Source organism: Streptomyces qinglanensis, from assembly GCF_900111245.1.
GTDB lineage: Bacteria > Actinomycetota > Actinomycetes > Streptomycetales > Streptomycetaceae > Streptomyces > Streptomyces qinglanensis.
This window is the reverse complement of the sequence record NZ_FOGO01000001.1, coordinates 504,899-525,573: the sequence shown is the minus strand read 5'-3', so window position 1 is coordinate 525,573 and position 20,675 is coordinate 504,899. Positions and strand designations below refer to the sequence as shown.

At 73.8% G+C, this 20,675-nt stretch carries 17 protein-coding genes; 5 read left to right on the top strand and 12 right to left on the bottom strand.

Going from position 1 to position 20,675, the window contains the following annotated elements; genetic code table 11:
• Nucleotides 1–157 precede the first annotated feature (157 nt).
• Complete coding sequence (locus tag BMX65_RS02290; RefSeq protein ID WP_074998377.1) at nucleotides 158–1,045, bottom strand: TIGR01777 family oxidoreductase; 888 nt, start codon at nucleotides 1,043–1,045, stop codon at nucleotides 158–160.
• A 43-nt stretch (nucleotides 1,046–1,088) separates the two neighbouring features.
• The gene (locus BMX65_RS02285; RefSeq protein ID WP_239501788.1) at nucleotides 1,089–2,234 is read right to left on the bottom strand and encodes an SMP-30/gluconolactonase/LRE family protein; all 1,146 of its coding nucleotides are present in this window, start codon (nucleotides 2,232–2,234) and stop codon (nucleotides 1,089–1,091) included.
• A 92-nt stretch (nucleotides 2,235–2,326) separates the two neighbouring features.
• Here BMX65_RS02285 and BMX65_RS02280 point away from each other — a divergent pair, with 92 nt between their 5' ends.
• Nucleotides 2,327–2,770, top strand: a complete 444-nt coding sequence (locus BMX65_RS02280) for a MarR family winged helix-turn-helix transcriptional regulator (protein ID WP_239501787.1) — start codon at nucleotides 2,327–2,329, stop codon at nucleotides 2,768–2,770.
• Between the two features lie 81 nt (nucleotides 2,771–2,851).
• On the opposite strand, the gene BMX65_RS02275 is transcribed toward BMX65_RS02280, so the two are convergent.
• Nucleotides 2,852–3,373, bottom strand: coding sequence for a DUF4240 domain-containing protein (locus tag BMX65_RS02275; protein ID WP_074998376.1), 522 nt, complete (start codon nucleotides 3,371–3,373; stop codon nucleotides 2,852–2,854).
• 277 nt (nucleotides 3,374–3,650) lie between these two features.
• Between BMX65_RS02275 and BMX65_RS02270 the strand changes: the two genes are divergently transcribed.
• Nucleotides 3,651–4,604 (top strand): SDR family oxidoreductase, encoded by a 954-nt coding sequence (locus tag BMX65_RS02270; RefSeq protein WP_074998767.1) that lies wholly within the window; start codon nucleotides 3,651–3,653, stop codon nucleotides 4,602–4,604.
• On the opposite strand, the gene BMX65_RS02265 is transcribed toward BMX65_RS02270, so the two are convergent.
• Nucleotides 4,595–5,761: a helix-turn-helix transcriptional regulator gene (locus tag BMX65_RS02265; protein ID WP_074998375.1), complete on the bottom strand. Its 1,167-nt coding sequence runs from the start codon at nucleotides 5,759–5,761 to the stop codon at nucleotides 4,595–4,597. The genes BMX65_RS02270 and BMX65_RS02265 overlap by 10 nt on opposite strands.
• A gap of 74 nt (nucleotides 5,762–5,835) precedes the next feature.
• On the opposite strand from BMX65_RS02265, the gene BMX65_RS02260 reads away from it, so the two are divergent.
• Nucleotides 5,836–7,374, top strand: a complete 1,539-nt coding sequence (locus BMX65_RS02260) for a sodium-dependent transporter (RefSeq protein WP_074998374.1) — start codon at nucleotides 5,836–5,838, stop codon at nucleotides 7,372–7,374.
• Entirely contained in the window at nucleotides 7,374–7,478 is a 105-nt protein-coding gene (locus BMX65_RS02255) for a methionine/alanine import family NSS transporter small subunit (protein WP_074998373.1), read from the top strand. The genes BMX65_RS02260 and BMX65_RS02255 overlap by 1 nt, the downstream gene beginning before the upstream one ends.
• Before the next feature lie 235 nt (nucleotides 7,479–7,713).
• Here the strand turns inward: BMX65_RS02255 and aceE are convergent, their stop codons facing one another.
• The 8 genes from aceE to BMX65_RS02215 form a co-directional block, all read right to left on the bottom strand.
• Nucleotides 7,714–10,407 (bottom strand): pyruvate dehydrogenase (acetyl-transferring), homodimeric type, encoded by a 2,694-nt coding sequence (gene aceE / locus BMX65_RS02250; RefSeq protein ID WP_074998372.1) that lies wholly within the window; start codon nucleotides 10,405–10,407, stop codon nucleotides 7,714–7,716.
• A 222-nt stretch (nucleotides 10,408–10,629) separates the two neighbouring features.
• Entirely contained in the window at nucleotides 10,630–11,259 is a 630-nt protein-coding gene (locus tag BMX65_RS02245) for a GntR family transcriptional regulator (RefSeq protein WP_074998371.1), read from the bottom strand.
• 289 nt (nucleotides 11,260–11,548) lie between these two features.
• Complete coding sequence (gene sucB, locus BMX65_RS02240; RefSeq protein ID WP_074998370.1) at nucleotides 11,549–13,324, bottom strand: 2-oxoglutarate dehydrogenase, E2 component, dihydrolipoamide succinyltransferase; 1,776 nt, start codon at nucleotides 13,322–13,324, stop codon at nucleotides 11,549–11,551.
• A 61-nt stretch (nucleotides 13,325–13,385) separates the two neighbouring features.
• Nucleotides 13,386–14,792, bottom strand: a complete 1,407-nt coding sequence (lpdA, locus tag BMX65_RS02235; protein ID WP_074998369.1) for a dihydrolipoyl dehydrogenase — start codon at nucleotides 14,790–14,792, stop codon at nucleotides 13,386–13,388.
• A 280-nt stretch (nucleotides 14,793–15,072) separates the two neighbouring features.
• Complete coding sequence (locus BMX65_RS02230) at nucleotides 15,073–16,635, bottom strand: leucyl aminopeptidase (protein ID WP_074998368.1); 1,563 nt, start codon at nucleotides 16,633–16,635, stop codon at nucleotides 15,073–15,075.
• 155 nt (nucleotides 16,636–16,790) lie between these two features.
• Nucleotides 16,791–17,630, bottom strand: a complete 840-nt coding sequence (locus BMX65_RS02225) for an adenosylcobinamide-GDP ribazoletransferase (RefSeq protein WP_239501786.1) — start codon at nucleotides 17,628–17,630, stop codon at nucleotides 16,791–16,793.
• A gap of 157 nt (nucleotides 17,631–17,787) precedes the next feature.
• Nucleotides 17,788–18,921, bottom strand: a complete 1,134-nt coding sequence (locus BMX65_RS02220; RefSeq protein ID WP_074998367.1) for a nicotinate-nucleotide--dimethylbenzimidazole phosphoribosyltransferase — start codon at nucleotides 18,919–18,921, stop codon at nucleotides 17,788–17,790.
• Nucleotides 18,922–19,027: 106 nt separating this feature from the next.
• Entirely contained in the window at nucleotides 19,028–20,242 is a 1,215-nt protein-coding gene (locus tag BMX65_RS02215; protein ID WP_074998366.1) for a bifunctional adenosylcobinamide kinase/adenosylcobinamide-phosphate guanylyltransferase, read from the bottom strand.
• An 84-nt stretch (nucleotides 20,243–20,326) separates the two neighbouring features.
• Between BMX65_RS02215 and BMX65_RS02210 the strand changes: the two genes are divergently transcribed.
• Entirely contained in the window at nucleotides 20,327–20,563 is a 237-nt protein-coding gene (locus BMX65_RS02210; RefSeq protein ID WP_074998365.1) for a hypothetical protein, read from the top strand.
• Nucleotides 20,564–20,675: the final 112 nt, after the last annotated feature.

Genomic DNA, 20,675 nt, shown 5'->3' with positions numbered 1-20,675 from the left:
CCCTGTGCCGCTGCGGGCGCCGGCTGCCGTCCTGATGCCCCGGCGCGCTCAGCTCATACCCGTGTTCGAGCGTTCGCGTGCGGCCGTCCGCGCGGTACGTCGCGCGAGGGGCGCCCGGATGCACATGCCCGGCGTCCGCCGCCGGAGGGGAGACGGCTCACAGGGCGCTGCGGATGGCCTCGGTGACAGTCGGGAAGGCGAACCGGAAGCCCGCGTCCAGCAGCCGGCGGGGCAGGACGCGCTGACTGCCCAGCACGTCTCCCGCGAACTCGCCCAGGGCGGCCCGCAGGACGGGCGCGGGTACCGGGAACGGGGTGGGGCGGTGCAGTACGCGCCCCATGGCGGCGGTCACCTCGCGGTTGGTGGCCGGTTCCGGTGCGGTGAGGTTCACCGGTCCCGCCGGTGCCTCCTCGTCCAGCAGGAACCGCAGCGCCGCCACATGGTCGTGCAGTGCGATGTGGCTCCAGTACTGCCGCCCGTCGCCCAGCCGCCCCCCGAGCCCCGCCTTGAACAGCGGGAACAGCCGCCCCCACGCGCCTCCGCCGCGGGCGACGACCAGGCCGGTGCGGCCCAGGACCGTGCGGATCCCGGCGTCCTGCGCGGCCCCGGCCGCCGCCTCCCAGTCCTGGCACAGCTCCGCCAGGAACCCCTCGCCGGGCGGGGCGCTCTCGTCGACGGCCCGGTCCCCGGTGTCGCCGTAGTAGCCGATCGCCGAGCCGACGATCAGGGTGCGGGGCGGGGTGTCCAGTCCGGCCAGCGCCTCGGCGATGGTCCGGGTGCCCTGCACCCGGCTGTCGCGCAGCTCGCGCTTGTAGCTGTCCGTCCAGCGGTGGTCGCCGATTCCGGCGCCCGCCAGATGGACGACGGCCTCGCATCCGGCCAGCCCCGCCGTGTCCACCCGGCCCGCTCTCGGGTCCCACCGCACCTCGTCGGCCGCGGCCGCGGGGCGCCGCACGAGCCGCAGCACGTCGTGGCCTTCCGCCCGCAGGGAGCGGGTGAGCGTCGAGCCGATGAGTCCGCTGGAGCCGGTGACCGCGATACGCATGCGCCCATCCTGACGTATCCGGCGGGGTGTTGTCGGTCGCGGCTCACAGCCCGCGTACGGCGGCGATCGTGAACGGTGTCCGCGGCGTCCCCGGTCCCATCGGGCCGCCCCGGTCGAACTGCGAGCGGACCACGTACAGCGTGCCGCGCGAGCGGGTCAGCGTCGTGGGCAGTTGCAGAGCGGGGTCGCTGCGGCGGGCCTCCTGGCGGGCCCTGCTGCCGTCGTGGCTCAGCCGCCACCTGCTCAGCGCGTCGTCCGCGTTGTGCACGACCCACATCCTGTTGCCCGCCGTCTCCAGGCCGTCGGCGTTGCGCAGCCGCGTCCCGTGTGTGTCGACCCGCGAGGCCCGGCCGGTCCGCGGGTCGAGCCGGTAGAGGCCGCCTCCGATCATGTCGGCCGTCAGCAGCCAGCGGCCGCCGGGTCCTGCGGCGATGCCGTTCAGCGCCGGTGCCCGGTCCGTGTGCGAGGGCAGCAGTCCGGTCAGGTCGAAGCGGGGCCTGAGCACTCCGCGTCCGCCGGTGGCCCGGGCGCGGGCCAACTGCGCGGGGGTGACCCGGTGGACGACGTTGCGCACGCTGTCGGTCAGATAGACGGTGCCGTCCGGGGTCAGGGCGAGGTCGTTGATGAAGAACGGCGCGTCGCCCGGGACGTCGAACCGTGCGAGCAGCCGCCGCGAGCGCAGGTCGTAGACGGAGACTCCGCGGGTCGAGTCGGTGACCCACAGCCGTCCCGCGCGGTCGACCTCCAGCCCGTTGGCGGTGTGCCGCCCGTCGGCGCCGGCGGGCAGGAACGTCTCGGCCACGCGGTGTCCCGGCGTCATCCGGTAGACGGCGCCGGTCTCGTAGGAGGCGGCGTACAGCCTGCCGGTGCGGGGGTCGTGGGTGATCCCCTCCGGGTAGACGCGGTCGCCGGGCAGTTCGTACGCGGTGGAGATGCGCAGTCCGGACGGGTGCGCTGCCGGGGCGGCGGACGCGGAGTGCGCGGGTGCGGGAGGGGCGGGCACCGGAGCGGCCGCGGTCAGTGCGGTCGCCGCCGTGGTGGCGACGAGCGCGGCCAGGGCGGTGCGGCGGCGGACGGACGGGCGGGAGGCCGTGCGGGAAGAAGCCGTGCGGGAAGAAGCCGTGCGGGAAATGGTGTGCCTCCAGTGGCAGGACGGGGTCCGGCGGCGGGTGTGGCGACCCGAAGCCAAGACCTCTTGCTGTGAGATGCACACGCACATTAATTAGAGCTCTAATCACTCGTCAAGGTACTTATCCCGGTGCTGGTCGTTACGATGCCGGGATGACCTCCATGCCCGTCGGCGAGCGCCTGGGCTCGTACCTCAAGGACGCGTCCAACGCGTTGATGGCGGCCAAGCACGCCGTGCTCAAGCCCGCGGGGCTGACGGTCCCGCAGTACGCGGCGCTGCTCCAGCTCGCGGAGAACCCCGGAATGCCGGCCGCCGCCCTGGCCCGGGCCTGCCGGGTGACGGCTCCGACGATGAACACGATCCTCAAGAACCTGGAACAGCGCGCGCTCATCACCCGCACCCCGCACGCCTGGCACCGCAACGTGCTGGAGACCCGGCTGACCGAACTGGGCACCGACACCCTGGCCCGCGCCGACGAGGGCGCCGTACGGGTCGAGCGGGGCCTGTCGGCCGAGTTCACCGAGGAGGAGCGGGCTCAGTTGATCGCGCTGCTCGGCCGGTGCGAGGCGTACCTGGGAGCGGTACGGCCGGAGTGAGGCACCGGGCGCGGCGGCCGCCGGCCGGGTCAGCCGCTCCCGCGCCGCGGGGGCGGGCCCACCCCGGCGCGGGTGCCGGGGTCACTCGCCCCGGAAGCGGTCCCACAGCCGCGGCAGGCGGTCGGCCAGCGCCCCGGCGTCCTCCATGTCGAGGGCGACGCCCTCCGGGTCGGCCGGAGCCTCCGGCAGTCCCAGGTCGGGCAGCACGGCGCCGGTGAGCTGCTCGTACGCCTCGTCCGCCGCGAAGCCCAGCTCCTCGCCATCGCCGTCCAGCTCCTCGTCGAAGTCGTCCAGCAGTTCGGCGAGCGCGTCCGCGTCGTGGGCCGCGCCCTCGAAGACTTCCCGGCCCTGGCCGATCAGCCAGCAGCGGAAGGCGTCGAAGACGTCGTCGCTCGCGCCGTCCAGCAGGATCCAGGCGGCCGCCCACAGATCCCACTGATAAGCCCGGTTGTAGCGCGACTCGAAGTGGCGGGCGAAGTACGTCACCGCGTCGGGATCGAGCTGCGTCAGCCGCTCGACCAGCAGATCCGCCTGTTCCTGGGGGTCGCTGTCGGCCTCCTGCCGAGTGGAGTCGATCAGCTCCCAGAACTCCGTCTCGTCCATCACGCCCTCAGCATCGGGCCTGGAAGCCCGCAATGCACGCGGAATGCGCCAGATGCGGCTGTGTCGTTACGAGAGGTGCACCGCACGGCAATTCCGGTTCCGATACCCGACAGGCGGTGTCCGGTATCGCTGGCAGCGTTTCCCGCCCGAACGGACGTGGCCGAGGGCGCTCGGCCGACGCCGCGGTACGCCGCAGCGCGTCGGGCGACGGCGCGGGAGGCCCGTGAGACACCGCGAGAACCGCGAGAACCGCGAGAAGGAGCAGCAGGTGCAGCAGGTGCAGCAGCAGAGCAGTTCCCGAGGGCCGCTGGCTGGCAAGGTCGCCCTGGTCGCCGGAGCCACCAGGGGTGCGGGCCGGGCGATGGCCGTCGAACTCTGCCGGGCCGGGGCCGCCGTCTACGCCACCGGCCGTACCACCCGCGGGACGACCAGCGAGGTCGGCCGGGCGAGCGAGACGATCGAGGAGACGGCCGAACTGGCGAGCGAGGCCGGTCAGGAGAGCGGAGGCAGCGCGACCGCCGTCGCCGTCGACCACCTCGACCCCGACCGGGTGCGTGCACTGATCGAGCGCATCGACCGGGAGACGGGCGCGCTCGACATCCTCGTCAACGACCTGTGGGGCGGTGACCATCTGGTCGGCTGGGGCAAGAAGCTGTGGGAGCACGACCTGGCCGACGGGCTGCGGGTGCTGCGGCTGAGCATCGACGCCCACCTGATCACCAGCAGCTTTGCGCTGCCGCTGCTGACCCGGCGTCCCGGCGGGCTGCTCGTCGAGGTCACCGACGGCACCGAGGAGTACAACCGGCGCTACCGGGAGCCGGTCTACTACGACCTGGCCAAGTCCGCGCCGCTGCGCGTCGCCCGGGCGCTGGCCCGGGAGACCGAGGAGTACGGCACCACAGCGGTCTGTCTGACCCCGGGCTGGCTGCGCTCGGAGGCGATGCTCGACACCCATTTCCGGGTGACGGAGGAGAACTGGCGGGACGGCTGCGCTCTCGACCCGCACTTCGCCATCTCCGAGAGCCCCGTCTTCGTCGGCCGAGCCGTGGCCGCGCTGGCCACCGACCCGCAGGTGGCGCGCTGGAACGGGCAGTCCCTCTCCAGCGGCGGACTGGCCCGGGCCTACGGCTTCACCGACACGGACGGCTCGGCGCCGGACGCCTGGCGCTACCTCGTCGACATCGAGCGGGCCGACGCCGACATGCCGGTGGACGCGGCCGACTACCGCTGAGCGCCCGCCTCCGATTCCCGGCCCGCCGCGGGGTCCGGCTCGGGGTCGGCGGCGGCGGCCGCCCTCGCGCCCGCCGCGAGGTCCGCCGGGCCCGGGCCCCTCTCCGGCCCCGGGCCCGGAGCCGGACCGTCGTCCCCCGGGCCGGGACCGTCCGCGGCGTCCGGGTAGAGGGCCGCCGTCCGCCGCGCCGCGTCCGCGAAGCGCTGCCGCAGCGACGGCGGGCCCAGGACCTCGCACTCCGGACCCAGCGTCAGAAGCTGTTCGAAGCCCACCTCTTCGCTCTCCACCCGCAATGCCACCGTCGTGCGGCCCCGCCCGTCCACGGTGCCGCCCGCCAGCGCCTCGTCGGCCGCGACCCGGTCGGTGACGTACCGCAGCCGGCGGGCGCCCGGGCCGGTCAGCCGCAGTGTCACCTCCGACCGCAGCAGCGAGTGCGCGAACGCCGCCGCGTGCTCGGTCCAGAAGCCGGCCAGGTCGAATCCGCCGTCCCGGTCGAAGTGCGTGTCGTGCACGACGGCCTCGGTGAACCGCCCCACCCGGTAGACCCGCCAGGGGGACCGGTCCTGCCGCCCGGCGTCCGCCGGGACGCGGGCCGCCAGATACCACCGGCCCGCCTTCAGCACCAGCCCGTGCGGCTCCAGCTCCCGCGCGACCTCCCGGCCGCCGGGCGCGTTCCCGCGGCGGTAGCGGACCAGAATCCTCCGGTCGGACCAGACGGCGTCGGCCAGCGCGGGCAGCAGCGCCGGGGTCTCGGGCGCCTGCCACCAGCCGGGCGCGTCCAGATGGAAACGCTGCGCCGCGCTGCCGTGCACATCGCCCAGCGCCGGGTCCAGCGCCGCCGAGACCTTCAGCCGTGCCGCCGAGGCCGCGTCGGCCAGCCCCAGGTCCCGCAGCGCCGACGGCACCCCGGAGAGGAACAGCGCCTCCGCCTCGCTGCGGCCCATCCCGGTCAGCCGGGTGCGGTAGCCGCCGACCAGCCGGTATCCGCCCGCACGTCCGCGGTCCGCGTACACCGGCACGCCCGCTTCGGAGAGTGCCAGGACATCGCGTGAGACAGTACGCTCGGAGACCTCCAGTTCCGCTGCGAGCTCTGCGGCCGTCATCTCCCGTCGCGCCTGGAGCAGCAGCACCATCCTGATCAGCCGGGCTGCCCGCATGCTGAATACTCCTCCCGTGGGCCGTGGCCCGCTGTTAACGTTCCGCCCGTTATACAGCGAACTAGGAAACGGTCATGTCTCAGCAAAATCGCGAACAGCGCGAACAGTGGGGCTCGCGGGCCGGATTCCTGATGGCGGCCATCGGCTCCGCCGTCGGGTTGGGAAACATCTGGCGCTTTCCCGCTGAGGCCTACAAGAACGGCGGCGGGGCCTTCCTGCTCCCGTATCTCGTCGCGCTGCTCACAGCGGGCCTCCCGCTGCTCATCCTCGAATACACGGTCGGCCGGAAGTACCGGAAGTCGCCACCGGCGGCCTTCCGGCAGATCTCCCGCCCGGCCGAGGCGATCGGCTGGTGGCAGGTCGCCATCTGCTTCGTCATCGCCTCCTACTACGCCGTGATCGTGGCGTGGGCCGTACGGTACGCCGGATTCTCCTTCGGCAAGGACTGGGGCGACGACCCCGAGGGGTTCTTCGGCGGCGACTTCCTGCACGCCGCGGCCGAACCCGGGCTCCCCAGCTCCTTCGTCGGCAACGTCTTCTGGCCGCTGCTCGCCGTCTGGCTGATCGTGCTGGCCATCCTGGCGATGGGCGTGCGCCGCGGCATCGAGCGGGCCAACAAGATCTTCATCCCGGCCCTGGTGCTCTTCTTCGTCGTCCTGGTGGTCCGCGCCGTGACGCTGGACGGCGCGGCCAAGGGCCTGGACGCCCTCTTCGCCCCCGACTGGAGCGCGCTGACCGACGGCAGCGTCTGGGTCGCCGCCTACGGGCAGATCTTCTTCTCGCTCTCCATCGGCTTCGGCATCATGGTCACCTACGCCTCCTACCTGGGCCGCCGCGCCGACCTGACCGGCTCCGCGCTGGTGGCCGGCTTCGCCAACAGCTCCTTCGAGATCCTGGCCGGTATCGGAGTCTTCGCCACCCTGGGCTTCATGGCGCAGTCCAGCGGCGCCGCCGTCGGCGACGTCGTCAGCGAAGGGGTGGGGCTGGCCTTCATCGCCTTCCCGGCGGTCATCTCCCAGATGCCGCTGGGTGCGGCCTTCGGGGTGGTCTTCTTCGTCTCGCTGGCCATCGCGGGACTCTCCTCGCTGATCAGCATCGTGCAGGTGGTCATCTCGGCCGTGCAGGACCGCACCGGCATGCGCCGGGTGCCCGCCGTGTGGACCGTCGGCGGCCTGCTGGCGGTGGTCTCGCTGGCCCTCTTCCCCACGGACGCGGGCCTGTCCCTGCTGGACGCGGCCGACCACTTCATCAACCAGTACGGCATCGCGCTCGCCGCGCTCGTCTTCCTCATCGTCATGGCCTGGGTGCTGCGCCGCCTGCGGACCTTCCAGGCCCACGCCGACGAGACCTCGGCGGTGCGGCTGGGCACCTGGTGGCGGGTCTGCCTGGGGGTCATCACCCCGCTGGTGCTCGGCTGGATGATGATCGACAGCTTCCGCAAGGAGCTCGACGAGAACTACGCCGGATACCCGCTCTCCTTCCTCGCCTGGGCCGGATGGGGCGTCGCCGCCGGCGCGCTGCTGGTGGGCGTGCTGATCTCGCTCATCCCCTGGCGCGGGGCACCCGGTGGGGGAGAGACCGAGGGCACTGCCGACAGTGAGGAGGTGCGCTGATGTCGACCGGAGCCATCGTGATGATGGCCGTGGCCATCCTCATCGTCTGGGGCGGCCTGGTAGCCGCCATCCTCCGACTGCGCAAGCACCCCGAGTCGGAGTGACCGGACCGCAGTGACCGGACCGCAGTGACCGGGCCGCAGCGACTGGCGACCGGTGGCCGGGACCGGTACTGACACCGGTCACCGGTCACCGGCCACCGGCCACCGCGCACCGGAGCAGCGCGAAGGCCCTGCCCCCATTCCTCGGGGCAGGGCCTTCGCGCGTTCCTGCTGTGCCTTCCGCCGCGTCCCGCGCGGAGCTCTTCCGAGCCGCCGAGGCGGGACGCGGCGGACCGCGTCAGGCCAGGCCGTACTTCTCGGCGGCGCGGCGGACGTCCTCCGCCTTGACCTCGCCCCGGCGCGCGAGCCGGGACAGCGCGGCGACCACGACCGACTCGGCGTCCACGCCGAAGTAGCGACGCGCGGCCTCCCGGGTGTCGGAGAGCCCGAACCCGTCCGTGCCCAGCGACGCCCAGTCCTGCTCGACCCACTGGCTGATCTGGTCGGGCACGGCCCGCATCCAGTCGCTGACCGCCAGCACCGGGCCGGGAGCGCCCCCCAGCGCGCGGGTCACGTACGGCACCCGCTCCTCGCCGCGCAGCGCCGCGGCGTCGCAGTCCATGGCCTCGCGCCGCAGCTCCGTCCAGGACGGCGCCGACCACACGTCGGCCGCCACGCCCCACTCCTCGGCGAGGATCCGCTGCGCCTCCAGCACCCAGTGGATCGCCGTACCGGAGGCCAGGAGCTGGATGCGCGGCGCGTCGTCCGCGGCGTCCGCCGCCTCCTGGAAGCGGTACAGCCCCTTGAGGATGCCCTCCTCGACGCCCTCGCCCGCGGGCATGGGCGGCTGCACCTTGGTCTCGTTGTAGACCGTCAGGTAGTAGAAGACGTCCTCCTGCGCCGCCGCGTCCGGGCCGTACATCCGGCGCAGGCCGTCCTTGACGATGGCGCCGACCTCGTAGGCGAACGCCGGGTCGTAGGAGACGACCGCCGGATTGGTGGAGGCCAGCAGGTGCGAGTGGCCGTCGGCGTGCTGGAGGCCCTCACCCGTCATCGTGGTGCGGCCCGCGGTGGCGCCGATGACGAAGCCCCGGCCGAGCTGGTCGGCCAGCGCCCAGAACTGGTCCGCGGTGCGCTGGAACCCGAACATCGAGTAGAAGATGTAGAACGGGATCATCGGTTCGCCGTGGGTGGCGTACGACGTCGCGGCCGCGGTGAAGTCCGCCAGCGAACCGGCCTCGGTGATCCCCTCGTTGAGGATCTGGCCTTCCTTGGCTTCCTTGTAGTACAGCAGCTGGTCGCGGTCGACCGGGTCGTAGTTCTGGCCGAGCGGCGAGTAGATGCCGGCCGAGGGGAACAGCGACTCCATACCGAAGGTCCGGGCCTCGTCGGGCACGATCGGTACCCAGCGCTTCCCGGTCTCCTTGTCCCGCATCAGGTCCTTGACCAGCCGCACGAACGCCATCGTGGTGGCGATCTCCTGCGAGCCCGAGCCCTTCTTGAGCGCGTCGAAGGGTTTGTCGGCGGGCGCGGGCAGGCCGACCGGGTGCACCTTGCGGGCCGGGGCCGGACCGCCCAGCTCGGCGCGCCGCTCCTGGAGGTAGCGCACCTCGGGGGAGTCGGCACCCGGGTGGACGTACGGCACCAGCTCGTCGTCCAGCTTGCTGTCCGGGATCGGCAGCTCCAGCAGGTCCCGCATGGCGCGGAACTCCTTGCCCGTGAGCTTCTTCATCTGGTGGTTGGCGTTCCGGGACTCGAAGCCCGGGCCCAGCGTCCAGCCCTTGACCGTCTGCGCCAGGATCACCGTCGGCGCGCCCTTGTGCTCGACGGCCGCCTTGTAGGCCGCGTACACCTTGCGCGGCTCGTGGCCGGCGCGGGAGGACGTGAACAGTTCGGTGATCTTGTCGTCGGTCAGCAGCCTGCCGAGCTCGGCGAGCGCGGGGGAGGCGCCGAAGAAGTGCTCGCGGATGTAGGCCGCGTCGCGGGTGGCGTAGGTCTGGAACTGCGCGTCCGGCACCTCGCGCAGCCGCCGGGTCAGCGCACCGGTGGTGTCGAGCGCGAAGACCTCGTCCCAGGCGCTGCCCCACAGCGACTTCACGACGTTCCATCCGGCCGCGCGGAACTGGGTCTCCAGCTCCTGCACGATCTTGAAGTTGGCCCGCACCGGGCCGTCGAGGCGCTGGAGGTTGCAGTTGATCACGAAGGTGAGGTTGTCCAGCTGCTCGCGCCCGGCCAGGGCCAGTGCCGCGGTCGACTCCGGCTCGTCCATCTCGCCGTCGCCGAGGAAGGCCCACACGTGGGATCCGGCGGTGTCCTTGATGCCGCGGTGGGTCAGATAGCGGTTGAACCGCGCCTGGTAGATCGCCGAGATCGGGCCCAGACCCATGGAGACGGTGGGGAACTCCCACAGCCAGGGCAGCCGCCGCGGGTGCGGGTACGAGGGCAGTCCCTCGCCGCCGGCCTCCTGGCGGAAGCGGTCCAGATGCGCCTCGGTGAGCCGTCCGTCGAGGAAGGCGCGGGCGTAGACGCCGGGGGAGGCGTGCCCCTGGACGTAGAGCTGGTCGCCGGAGCCGTCCTCGCCCTCCTTCCCGCGGAAGAAGTGCTGGAACCCGGTCTCGTAGAGCCAGGCGGCGGAGGCGAAGGTGGCTATGTGGCCGCCGAGCCCCTGGCGGCTGCCGCGGGTGACCATGGCCGCCGCGTTCCAGCGGTTCCACGCGGTGATGCGGGACTCCATCGCCTCGTCGCCCGGGAAGGCCGGTTCGGCCGAGGTCGGGATCGTGTTGACGTACTCCGTCTCCAGCAGCGCCGGTACGGCCAGGCCGCTGTTCCGGGCGTGCTCGACGGTACGACACACCAGGTACGCGGCTCGTTCGTCGCCCGCGTGTGCCGCGACGGCGTCGAGCGACTCGCGCCACTCGCCGGTCTCCTGCGGATCACGGTCCGGGAGCTGGTCCAGCTCGCTCGGATACGACGGGCGTACGGGATCGGGCATGGTGGCCACCTTCCGGACGTGTAGGCCCCTCCAAACGGGTCGGGAGGGCGGTTGTGCGGGTGGGTCGTGGACCCTGACGGGCAGGACAGGGGGAACCCAACGAAGGGACTGTACGCCTCTGATCGATGATCGATCAAAGGTTCTGAAGGGAAAACCCGCCCGCAGACCGAAAATGGCATTCCGTGCCCCGAAATTCGGCACCGAATGCCAGGCTGCCGCGCCTCAGTCCCGCGGGGCGGGCGCGCAGCCCAGCACGTGCTCCTTGACCAGCGCACCGATGTGCGGGTCGCGGCGCTCGATGGCCGCCATGACGGCCTCGTGCTCCTCCGCGTACGACTCCTGCACCGTGCCGAGCCAGCGGATCGACAGCGCCGTCCACACCTCGATCCCCAGCCCCTCCCAGGTGTGCAGCAGCACGCTGTTGCCCGCGGCGCGGACCAGCTCCCGGTGGAAGGCCACCGTGTGCCGCACCTGGGCCTCCCCGTCCCCGAGCCGGTCCGCCTCGTACAGCGCCGCCACGTGGGGCCGCAGCGCGGAGACGTCCCCGGCCAGCCGGGGCACCGCCAGCTCGGCGGCGATCTGCTCCAGCCCGGCCCGCACCGGGTAGATCTCCTCCAGATCCGCTGCCGACAGCTCCCGCACCCGCACGCCCTTGTTCGGCGCCGACTCGATCAGCCGCAGCGTCTCCAGCTCCCGCAGCGCCTCCCGCACCGGCGTCTGGCTGACCTCCAGCTCCACCGCGATCCGCCGCTCCACGATCCGCTCACCGGGCTTCCACCGCCCGCTGACGATCCCCTCCACGAGATGCTCGCGGATCTGCTCGCGCAGCGACTGGACGACGGGCGGGGTCATGAAGATGCTCCTCGCAACGAGGTGGTGGGCTCCTAGACGATACGGCGTGACCGGGCACGCAGTGCCACTGCGTACGGTGAGGTATCCGTCACGCGACTACTCCGGCGGGGCCGGCCGCGATGCCGACCGGCGTCGGGGCGGACAGGCAGGACCGGGAGGAATCGGGCGCACAGGGGGCCGCACCCGCTGCGTCGCCCGGTCATCGGGTGGCCGGGCACGGCGCCGGTCACGAACGGTGCCCCCGCCACAGCCGTGGCGGGGGCACCCTCGGTACGCGGCGACCGTGGGCTTACAGCCCCAGCTCGCCCTCGAACTCACCGGCCTCCAGGCGGGCCTTGACGTCGTTGAGGTAGCGGGCGGCGTCGGCGCCGTCCACGAGCTGGTGGTCGTAGGACAGGGTCAGGTAGACCATGTCGCGGATCGCGATGGTCTCGCCCAGGTCCGGGTGGTTGACCACCATCGGGCGGCGCACGGTGGCACCGATGCCCAGCTCGGCGACCTGCGGGTAGTTCACGATGATGGTGTCGAAGAGCGCGCCCCGCGAACCGGTGTTGCTGATCGTGAACGTGCCGCCGGACATGTCGTCCGGGCCCAGCCCGCCCTCGCGGACCTTCTTGGCCAGATCGGCGGTCTTGCGGGCGATGCCCGCCAGGTTGAGGTTCCCGGCCTCCTTGATGACCGGGACCATCAGGCCCTTCTCCGAGTCCACCGCGACGCCGATGTTCTCCACGTCGTGGTAGGTGATGGTGCCGTCGTCGTTCAGCCGCGCGTTGACGGACGGGTGCGCCTTCAGCGCCTCGGCCGCCGCCTGCACGAAGAACGGCATCGGCGAGAGCTTGACGCCCTCGCGCGCCGCGAAGGAGTCCTTCGCGCGGGCCCGGAGCTGCATCACCCGGGTGACGTCCACCTCGACGACGGTGGAGAGCTGCGCCTGGCTGTGCAGCGCCTTCATCATGTTGTCGGCGATGAGCTTGCGGATCCGCGGCATCTTCACCGTCTGGCCGCGCAGCGGCGACGGCTCCAGCTTCGGCGACTTCGGAGCGGCCGACGCCGCGGCGGCGGGCGCCGCGGCCGGGGCCTGCGCCTTCTTGGCCTCGGCGGCCTCGATGACGTCCTGCTTGCGGATCCGGCCGCCCACACCGCTGCCGCGCACCGCGGAGAGGTCGACGCCCTGCTCGGCGGCCAGCTTGCGGACCAGCGGCGTCACGTAGGCGCCGTCGCTCTCCGGCGCCGGGGCTGCGGCCGGTGCCGCCGGGGCCTGCGCGGCGGCCGGGGCGGGCTGGGCCTGCGGGGCCGGCTGCGCGGGCGCTGCGGGCGCCGGCTGGGCCTGCGAGGGCTCCGGAGGCGTCTGCGGCGCGGCGGGCTGCGCCGGAGCGGCAGCGGGCGCCTGCGGGGCCGGGGCGGGCTCCGCAGGCGCTGCCGGGGCCTGCGCGGCGGGTGCCGGCGCCGCGGCACCGGCGGCACCGATGACGGCCAGCTTGGCGCCGACCTCCGCCGTCTCGTCCTCGCCGACGCTGATCTCCAGCAGGGTGCCGGCGGTCGGGGCCGGGATCTCGGTGTCGACCTTGTCGGTGGAGACCTCCAGCAGCGGCTCGTCTGCCTCGACCTCGTCACCGACCTGCTTCAGCCAGCGGGTGACGGTGCCCTCGGTGACGGACTCGCCCAGCGCGGGCAGCACCACGTCGGTGCCCTCGGCGGCGCCGCCGGAGGGAGCGGCCGCGGGCTCGGGCTGGGCCGGCGCGGCCGGTGCCGCGGGCTGCTCGGGCTCGGCCGCCGGTGCGGCCGCGGGCTCCGCGGTGGCGGCCGGCGCCGCGGCCGGTGCGCCGGAGCCGTCGTCGATGACGGCCAGCTCGGCGCCGACCTCCACCGTCTCGTCCTCGGCGACCTTGATGGAGGAGATGGTCCCGGACGCGGGTGCCGGGATCTCGGTGTCGACCTTGTCGGTGGAGACCTCGAGCAGCGGCTCGTCGGCCTCGATGTGCTCACCCTCGGCCTTCAGCCATCGGGTGACGGTGCCCTCGGTCACGCTCTCGCCGAGCGCCGGCAGGGTTACGGAAACCGCCATGGTTCCTGTTGCTCCTTACAAAGCTGTGCGGATGGGTCGCGCCCTGACTCGAACTCGGCGGTCAGTCGTGGGAGTGCAGCGGCTTGCCGGCCAGCGCCAGGTGGGCCTCGCCGAGCGCCTCGGTCTGCGTCGGGTGGGCGTGGATGAGCTGGGCCACCTCGGCGGGCAGCGCCTCCCAGTTGTAGATGAGCTGGGCCTCGGCCACCTGCTCACCCATGCGGTCACCGACCATGTGGACGCCGACCACGGCACCGTCGCGCTCCTGGACGAGCTTCACCTCGCCTGCCGTCCTGAGGATCTTGCTCTTGCCGTTGCCCGCGAGGTTGTACTTGAGCGTGACGACCTTGTCGGCACCGTACCGCTCCTTGGCCTGCTCCTCGGTGAGGCCGACCGAGGCCACCTCCGGGTTGCAGTAGGTCACCCGCGGTACCCCGGCGTAGTCCAACGGCACCGGGTTCAGGCCCGCCAGCCGCTCCGCGACCAGGATGCCCTCGGCGAAGCCCACGTGTGCGAGCTGCAGGGTGGGGATCAGGTCGCCGACGGCGGAGATCGTCGGGACGCTGGTGCGGCAGTACTCGTCCACCGTCACGAAGCCGCGGTCCACGGCGACCCCGGCCTCCTCGTAGCCCAGGCCCTCGGAGACCGGGCCGCGGCCGATGGCGACCAGCAGCACCTCGGCCTCGAACTCCTTGCCGTCGGCCAGGGTGACCTTGACCCCGCCGTCGGTGTACTCGGCCTTGTCGAAGAAGGTGCCCAGGTTGAACTTGATGCCGCGCTTGCGGAAGGCACGCTCCAGGAGCTTGGAGCTGTTCTCGTCCTCGGCCGGCACCAGGTGCTTGAGGCCCTCGACGACGGTGACCTCCGCGCCGAAGGACTTCCACACCGAGGCGAACTCGACGCCGATGACGCCGCCGCCCAGGATGATCGCGGACTTCGGGACCCGGTCCATGACCAGCGCGTCGTCGGAGCTGATGATGCGCTCGTGGTCGATGGTGAGACCCGGCAGCGACTTCGGCACCGAGCCGGTCGCCAGCAGGATGTGGCGGCCCTCGTAGCGCTGGCCGTTGACGTCGACCGAGGTCGGCGAGGAGAGGTGGCCGGCGCCCTCCACGTAGGTGACCTTGCGGGAGGCGACCAGCCCCTGCAGGCCCTTGTAGAGGCCGGAGATCACGCCGTCCTTGTACTTGTGGACACCGGCCATGTCGATGCCCTCGAACGAGGTCTTGACGCCGAACTCGGCGCTCTCGCGGGACTGGTCGGCCACCTCGCCCGCGTGCAGCAGCGCCTTGGTCGGGATGCAGCCCCGGTGCAGGCAGGTGCCGCCCAGCTTGTCCTTCTCGATCAGGGCGACGTCGAGACCGAGCTGCGCGGCGCGAAGGGCGGCGGCATAACCGCCGCTGCCGCCCCCGAGGATCACTAGGTCGAAAACGGTGCTGGCGTCGTTCGCCACGTCACGTCCTCCATGCATGGGTACGCCGTAGCCGGTCTCCTGTGACCGGGCGGCTTGAGGTTCGGCCGCTGTGTGTCTGCTCGGCCCTTGTCGTGTCGGCTTCTGTCAAGCCGTGCGGGGCCCTGTCCTGCCGGTCATCCATCTTCGCACCTGTTGCCGGAAACCGGGACGCGGGCCCCCGCTACCCGGAAAAACCCCGGGCCCGGGGCGTGCGTCCCCGCCCGCCGACCGGTGCCGGTGGCGGCCGGGGTCGCGCCGGGTGCGCGGGGCCGCGGTGGACCCGCGCCCGCCGCGGGGCTCAGTCCAGACCGCTCTCCGCGGTGCGCTCCACGAGCCGGACCAGCGTACGGACCGCCGAGCCCGTGCCGCCCTTGGGCGTGTAGCCGAAGGGGCCGGACTCGTTGAAGGCCGGGCCCGCGATGTCCAGGTGCGCCCAGCGGGTGTCCTCGGGGACGAACTCCTTCAGGAAGACCCCGGCCAGCAGGCCGCCGCCCATCCGCTCGCCGATGTTGGCGAGGTCGGCGACCGGCGAATCCATGCTCTTGCGCAGGTAGCCGGGCATCGGCATCGGCCAGGCGGCCTCGCCCGCCTCCTCCGCTGACTCGTGCACCGTGCTGCGGAACCCGTCGTCGTTCGCCATGATCCCGAACGTCCGGTTGCCCAGCGCCAGCACCATCGCGCCGGTCAGGGTGGCCACGTCCACGATCGCGTCCGGCCGCTCCTCGCCGGCCCGGGTCAGCGCGTCCGCCATCACCAGCCGGCCCTCGGCGTCGGTGTTGAGCACCTCCACGGTCTTGCCGCTGTACATGGTCAGCACATCACCCGGACGGGTTGCCGAACCGGACGGCATGTTCTCCGCGAGCGCCAGCCACCCGGTCACATTGGCCCGCAGCCCCAGCCGGGCGGCGGCGACGACCGCGCCGAAGACGGCGGCGGCGCCGCTCATGTCGCACTTCATCGTCTCGTTGTGACCGGCGGGCTTGAGCGAGATGCCGCCCGAGTCGTAGGTGATGCCCTTGCCGACCAGCGCCAGGGAGGTCTTCGCCTTCGGGTGCGACCAGCCGATCCGCACCAGCCGCGGCGGCTGCGCCGAACCGTTGCCGACCCCCAGGATGCCGCCGTAGCCGCCCTTGGCCAGCGCCTTCTCGTCCAGCACCTCGAAGGTCAGGCCGTGTGCCTTGGCCGCGGCGCGGGCCTCGGCGGCGAACGCCTTGGGGTCCAGCCCGTTGGCCGGGGTGTTGATCAGGTCGCGGGCGCGGTGCACCTCCTCGGCGACGACCAGGGCCCGGTCGACGGCCGCTTTGTGCGCCTTGTCCCGCGGCTTGCCGCCGAGCAGCGCGACCTCCGCCAGCGGCGCCGAGGCGTCCTTGCCGTTCTCGGACGCGCTGCCCTTGCCCCGGTAGGCGGTGAAGGAGTAGGCGCCCAGCAGCGCGCCCTCGGCGACCGCGGCGACCGCCTCGGCGTCCTCCAGCGGCAGTGCGAACCCGGCCTTCCGGCTGCCCGCCAGCGCGCGCGCCGCGGCCCCCGCCGCCCGGCGCAGCGCCTCGGTGCCGTACGTCTCCTGCTTGCCGGGGGCGTCGCCCAGCCCGACCGCGAGCACCAGCGGGGCCTTCACCCCGCTCGCCGGAGCCGGGAGCTTGGTGACCTCGCACTCGCCGCCGCCCGCGCCGAGCGTCTCGAGCGTCGCGGCCAGCTTCCCGCCGTACGCCTTGTCCACGGCCTCCGCGCCGGGAGCGAGCACGACGGCGGAGCCGCCCGCCCGGCCCGCCTTGCCGGCGGCGCCGCCCTTGGCGATACCGATGACGACAGCGTCCGCGCGCAGCGTCGCAGCGGACGAGGTGCTGAGAGTCAGTGCAGACACGTGGGAAAGACCTTCTTCCTGGACGGGGCTCCGGAGTGCGAAGCGGCTCCGGTTTCGGACGCTCCGGGCATGGTATGCCCGCCCTCTTCTTCCCGTCGCAGGTCCTCCTGCCACCTTCTCCGCTGTATTCCCCTGTCAGGAGCGGGCCGCGGCGGTCACAGCAGAACCGCCACCACCAGCGTGCAGCTCGCCGCCGCCTCGGCCACCCCGCCGAAGACATCCCCCGTCACGCCCCCGAACCGCCGTACGCAGTGCCGCAGCAGCAGCTCGGCGGCGCACAGCCCCAGGACCGTACCGGCCGCTGCCGCCGCGGCCGCCGTGCGGCCCACCGGCCAGGCGCCCCCGGCCGACAGCACGGCGCAGCAGCCCGCCGCGGTCAGCGCCGCCGCCCGCGGCACGGTCTCCGCGACGGCGGCTCCCAGGCCCTCGGGCCGGGCGGCGGGCACGCCCCGGCGGGCGGCGAGGGTCAGCGCGCCGCGGGCGGCGACGGCGGCGGCCACCGCGCCGGCCGCCCCGGCGGCCCACCCCCGCGCGTACAGCTCGGCGAGCGCGGCCACCTGCGCCAGCAGGACGAACACCAGGGTGACCACGCCGAACGGTCCGATGTCGGACTGCTTCATCACCCGCAGCGCCGCGTCGGCGGGCTTCCCGCTGCCCAGCCCGTCGGCGACGTCGGCTAGCCCGTCCAGGTGCAGCCCCCGGGTCAGCACGGCGGGCACCGCCGTGCTCGCGACCCCGGCCAGCAGCGCGGAGGCGCCGCCCAGCAGCAGTGCGGCCCCCGCCGCCGCCGCGAGGCCCCCCACCACGAGTCCGACCGCCGGGGCGCACACCATGCCCGCCCGCGCCGCGTGCCGGTCCCAGCGGGCGACCCGCACCGGCAGCACGGTCAGTGTGCCGAAGGCGAACCGCAGCCCCTCGGCTGTGGAGGCCGGGGCGGCTCCGGGGGTACCGGCGGGGCTGCCGGCGGGGCCACCGGCGGGGGAGGAGGCGTCCATGGCCGAGCAGGCTACCCGCGCCTTCCACCCGGTCCCGGTCCCGGTCCCGGTCCTGGTCCTGGCCGGGGCCGGGACGGCACCCGCAGGGGCGGGCCGGGCTCCGCACGGGTGTGGACGCGTACGCCTCGACCGGGCCGGTCCGGCACCCCTGCGGTGCTCAGGTGGCGTCCAGGGCGGCCGGTCCGCCGGGCCGTCCGGCGTCCGGGCCGTCGTCCGGCCCGCCCGGGGCCGCTACCGGGCCTTCCCGGACCGGGAGTTCGGCGGCCAGCGCCGCCGCCGCCCGCACCAGCGGCAGTGCCAGCAGCGCACCGGTGCCGCCGCCCAGCTCGACGCCCTGCTCCAGCAGCGGGTCGGCGGCCAGCCGGTCCAGGGCCTTGGCCTGTGCCGGTTCGCTGCCCGCCTGGCCCGCCAGCCACCAGTCCGGGGCCCGGAAGGCCACCCGCTGGCCGACCAGCGCGCACGCCGCGGAGACGACCCCGTCGAGCACCACCGGGGTGTGGCGTACCGCGGACTGCAGCAGGAAGCCCGTCATCGCCGTCAGGTCGGCGCCGCCGACCGCCGCCAGTAGCTGGAGCTGGTCGCCCAGCACCGGCCGGGCCCGGCGCAGCCCGTCCCGCACGGCGGCGCACTTGCGCATCCAGGTCAGATCGTCGATGCCACCCCCGCCGCGCCCGGTCACCACCGACGCGTCGGTGCCGCACAGCGCGGCGATCAGCGTCGCGGCCGCGGTGGTGCCGCCGACACTCAGGTCGCCGAGCACCACCAGGTCGGTCCCGGCGTCGGCTTCCTCGTCGGCGAGCACCATCCCCGTGCGGAACGCCTCCTCGGCCTCCTCGGGGGTCAGCGCGTCCTCGGTGTCCAGGCGGCCCGACGAGCGGCGCACCCGGTGCCGGGTCACCTCGGCGGGCAGCGTCCCGGGGTCGCAGTCCAGCGCCATGTCGACCACCCGCACCGGCACCTCGAACTGCCGCGCGAGGATGCCCGCCGGGGAGGTGCCGTCCAGCAGTTCCCGGACGAGTTCGGCGGCGGTGCCCGGCTGCCGGGTGGAGACGCCGAGTTCGGCGACGCCGTGGTCCCCGGCGAAGACCACCAGGCGCGGGCGGGCGACCGGCCGCACCGGTACCCGGGCCTGCGCGGAGCCGAGCCATTCACCCACGTCCTCCAGGCGTCCCAGGGCCCGCGGGGGCAGCCCGGTCAGCGCCCGCCGTTCCTCGGCCTCCTGGCGCAGGCCGCCGTGCGGGCGTTCGATGAGGTCGGAGAAGTCGTCCAGATCCAGGCTGCGCTCGCTCATGCCCGCCGAGCGTACGTGAGTGCCACGGCGGCTTCAGCAGCCCCCGTACGGCAGTTCAGGGGAGAGCGGAGAGCGGGACCCGGCACCGGGGGCCGGCTCCCTCGGCTCACCGCAGCGGCAGCGCCACTCCGGCGACCGTCAGCAGCACGTGCTCGCACTCCTCCCCGAACCGCGCGTTCAGCCTGCCCAGTTCGTCGCGGAACCGGCGTCCGGCCGAGGTCGCCGGCACCACCCCGGACCCCACCTCGTTGCTGACCGCCACCAGCAGCCGCGGCGTGCGGCGTACGGCTTCCAGCAGCGTGTCCACCCGCGCGGTCAGTTCGGCGGCGCCGCCCCGCACCCAACGGGTGTCGTCCCACGCCTCCACCGCGTCCATGGTGTGGGTCAGCCACAGTGCCAGGCAGTCGATCAGCAGCGGTGGCCCCTCCCGCTCCAGCAGCGGTACCAGGTCGCAGGTCTCCTCGGTGCGCCATGAGGCGGGGCGCCGCTCGCGGTGCTCGGCCACCCGCGCCGCCCACTCGGGGTCGCCGTCGCGGGTGCCGCTCGTCGCCACGTACACCACCCCGGGGAACGCCGCCAGCCGCCGCTCGGCCTCCACCGACTTGCCCGACCGGGCTCCGCCCAGCACCAGCGTCCGTCGCGGCACCTCGGGGCCGTCCGCTCCGCCGTGGTAGGCGCCGACGGTGAGCGTCGTACCGTCCGGCACGGCCCGGGCCCCGGCGGCGGCCAGCCGCCGGCGCAGCTCCGCGCCCGGCGGTACCGCGTGTCCCAGGTGGACGGCGACGACATCGGTGCCCGCGCCGACCAGGCCCGCCTCCCGCAGCCCGGCCAGCGCGTCGGGTCGCCCGGCGACATCCATCAGCACCGTGTCGCAGGGACCGCCGTGCCCGGCGCCGCCGCCCGCCCCGGCGGGCGCGGCGCCCGGCGGCAGGTAGAGCAGCCGCTCCCCGTCGGGGCCGGTCACCAGGTAGCCGGTGCCGGGCGAGTCCAGCGCCAGGGCGCGCACCCGGTGCCCGCTGATCAGCGCCAACTCCTGGCGGTCCGGCAGCCGGACGGGGGCCGGCAGCCCGGCGGGCACCTCCAGGGCCGGACCGTCGTGCGGATGGGTCAGCAGCACCTGCCGCACTCCGCTGAGCGACCGGCCGGCCCGTGCCGCCGCGAACGCGGGCCCCGGGGTCAGATCGAGCAGCAGGGTGCTGTCCACCAGCACCGCCGTCGCCGCCCGCGCCTCGCTGCCGGTGGCGGCGGCGCAGCGGGCGCAGGGGCAGTCGGGCAGCGGGAGGCCGGCGGGACCGCCGGTGCCGAGCAGAGTGAGTTCCACCCTCCGATCGTCTCGTGACCTGCCGCCGCGTGCGCACGGGGGACTACGCTTCCGGGAGCAACCGGCGATCTTACGGAGGCACTGATGGCGTGGACGTGGCGGTTCGAGAAGGCCGACGGCACGGAGACCGAACCGGCCGTGGAGCCGGAGGAGTTCCCCACCCAGTCGGACGCCGAGTCGTGGATCGGAGAGGTGTGGCGGGAACTGCTGGAGGGCGGCACCGATCAGGTGACCCTCCAGGAGGACGGCAGCACCGTCTACGGGCCGATGAGCCTGCGTTCGGCCTCGGAGGCGGACACCGGGGAGGCCGCCTCCGGGTGAGGGGCGGAGCCCCCCCCCGCACCGCGGAGCCCGCCCCGCTCCGGGCCGGGGCCCGCGTGGCAGCCCGCCCGGCGACGGGTCTCACCGGTCCCCGACAGCCGCTACCCTCGGT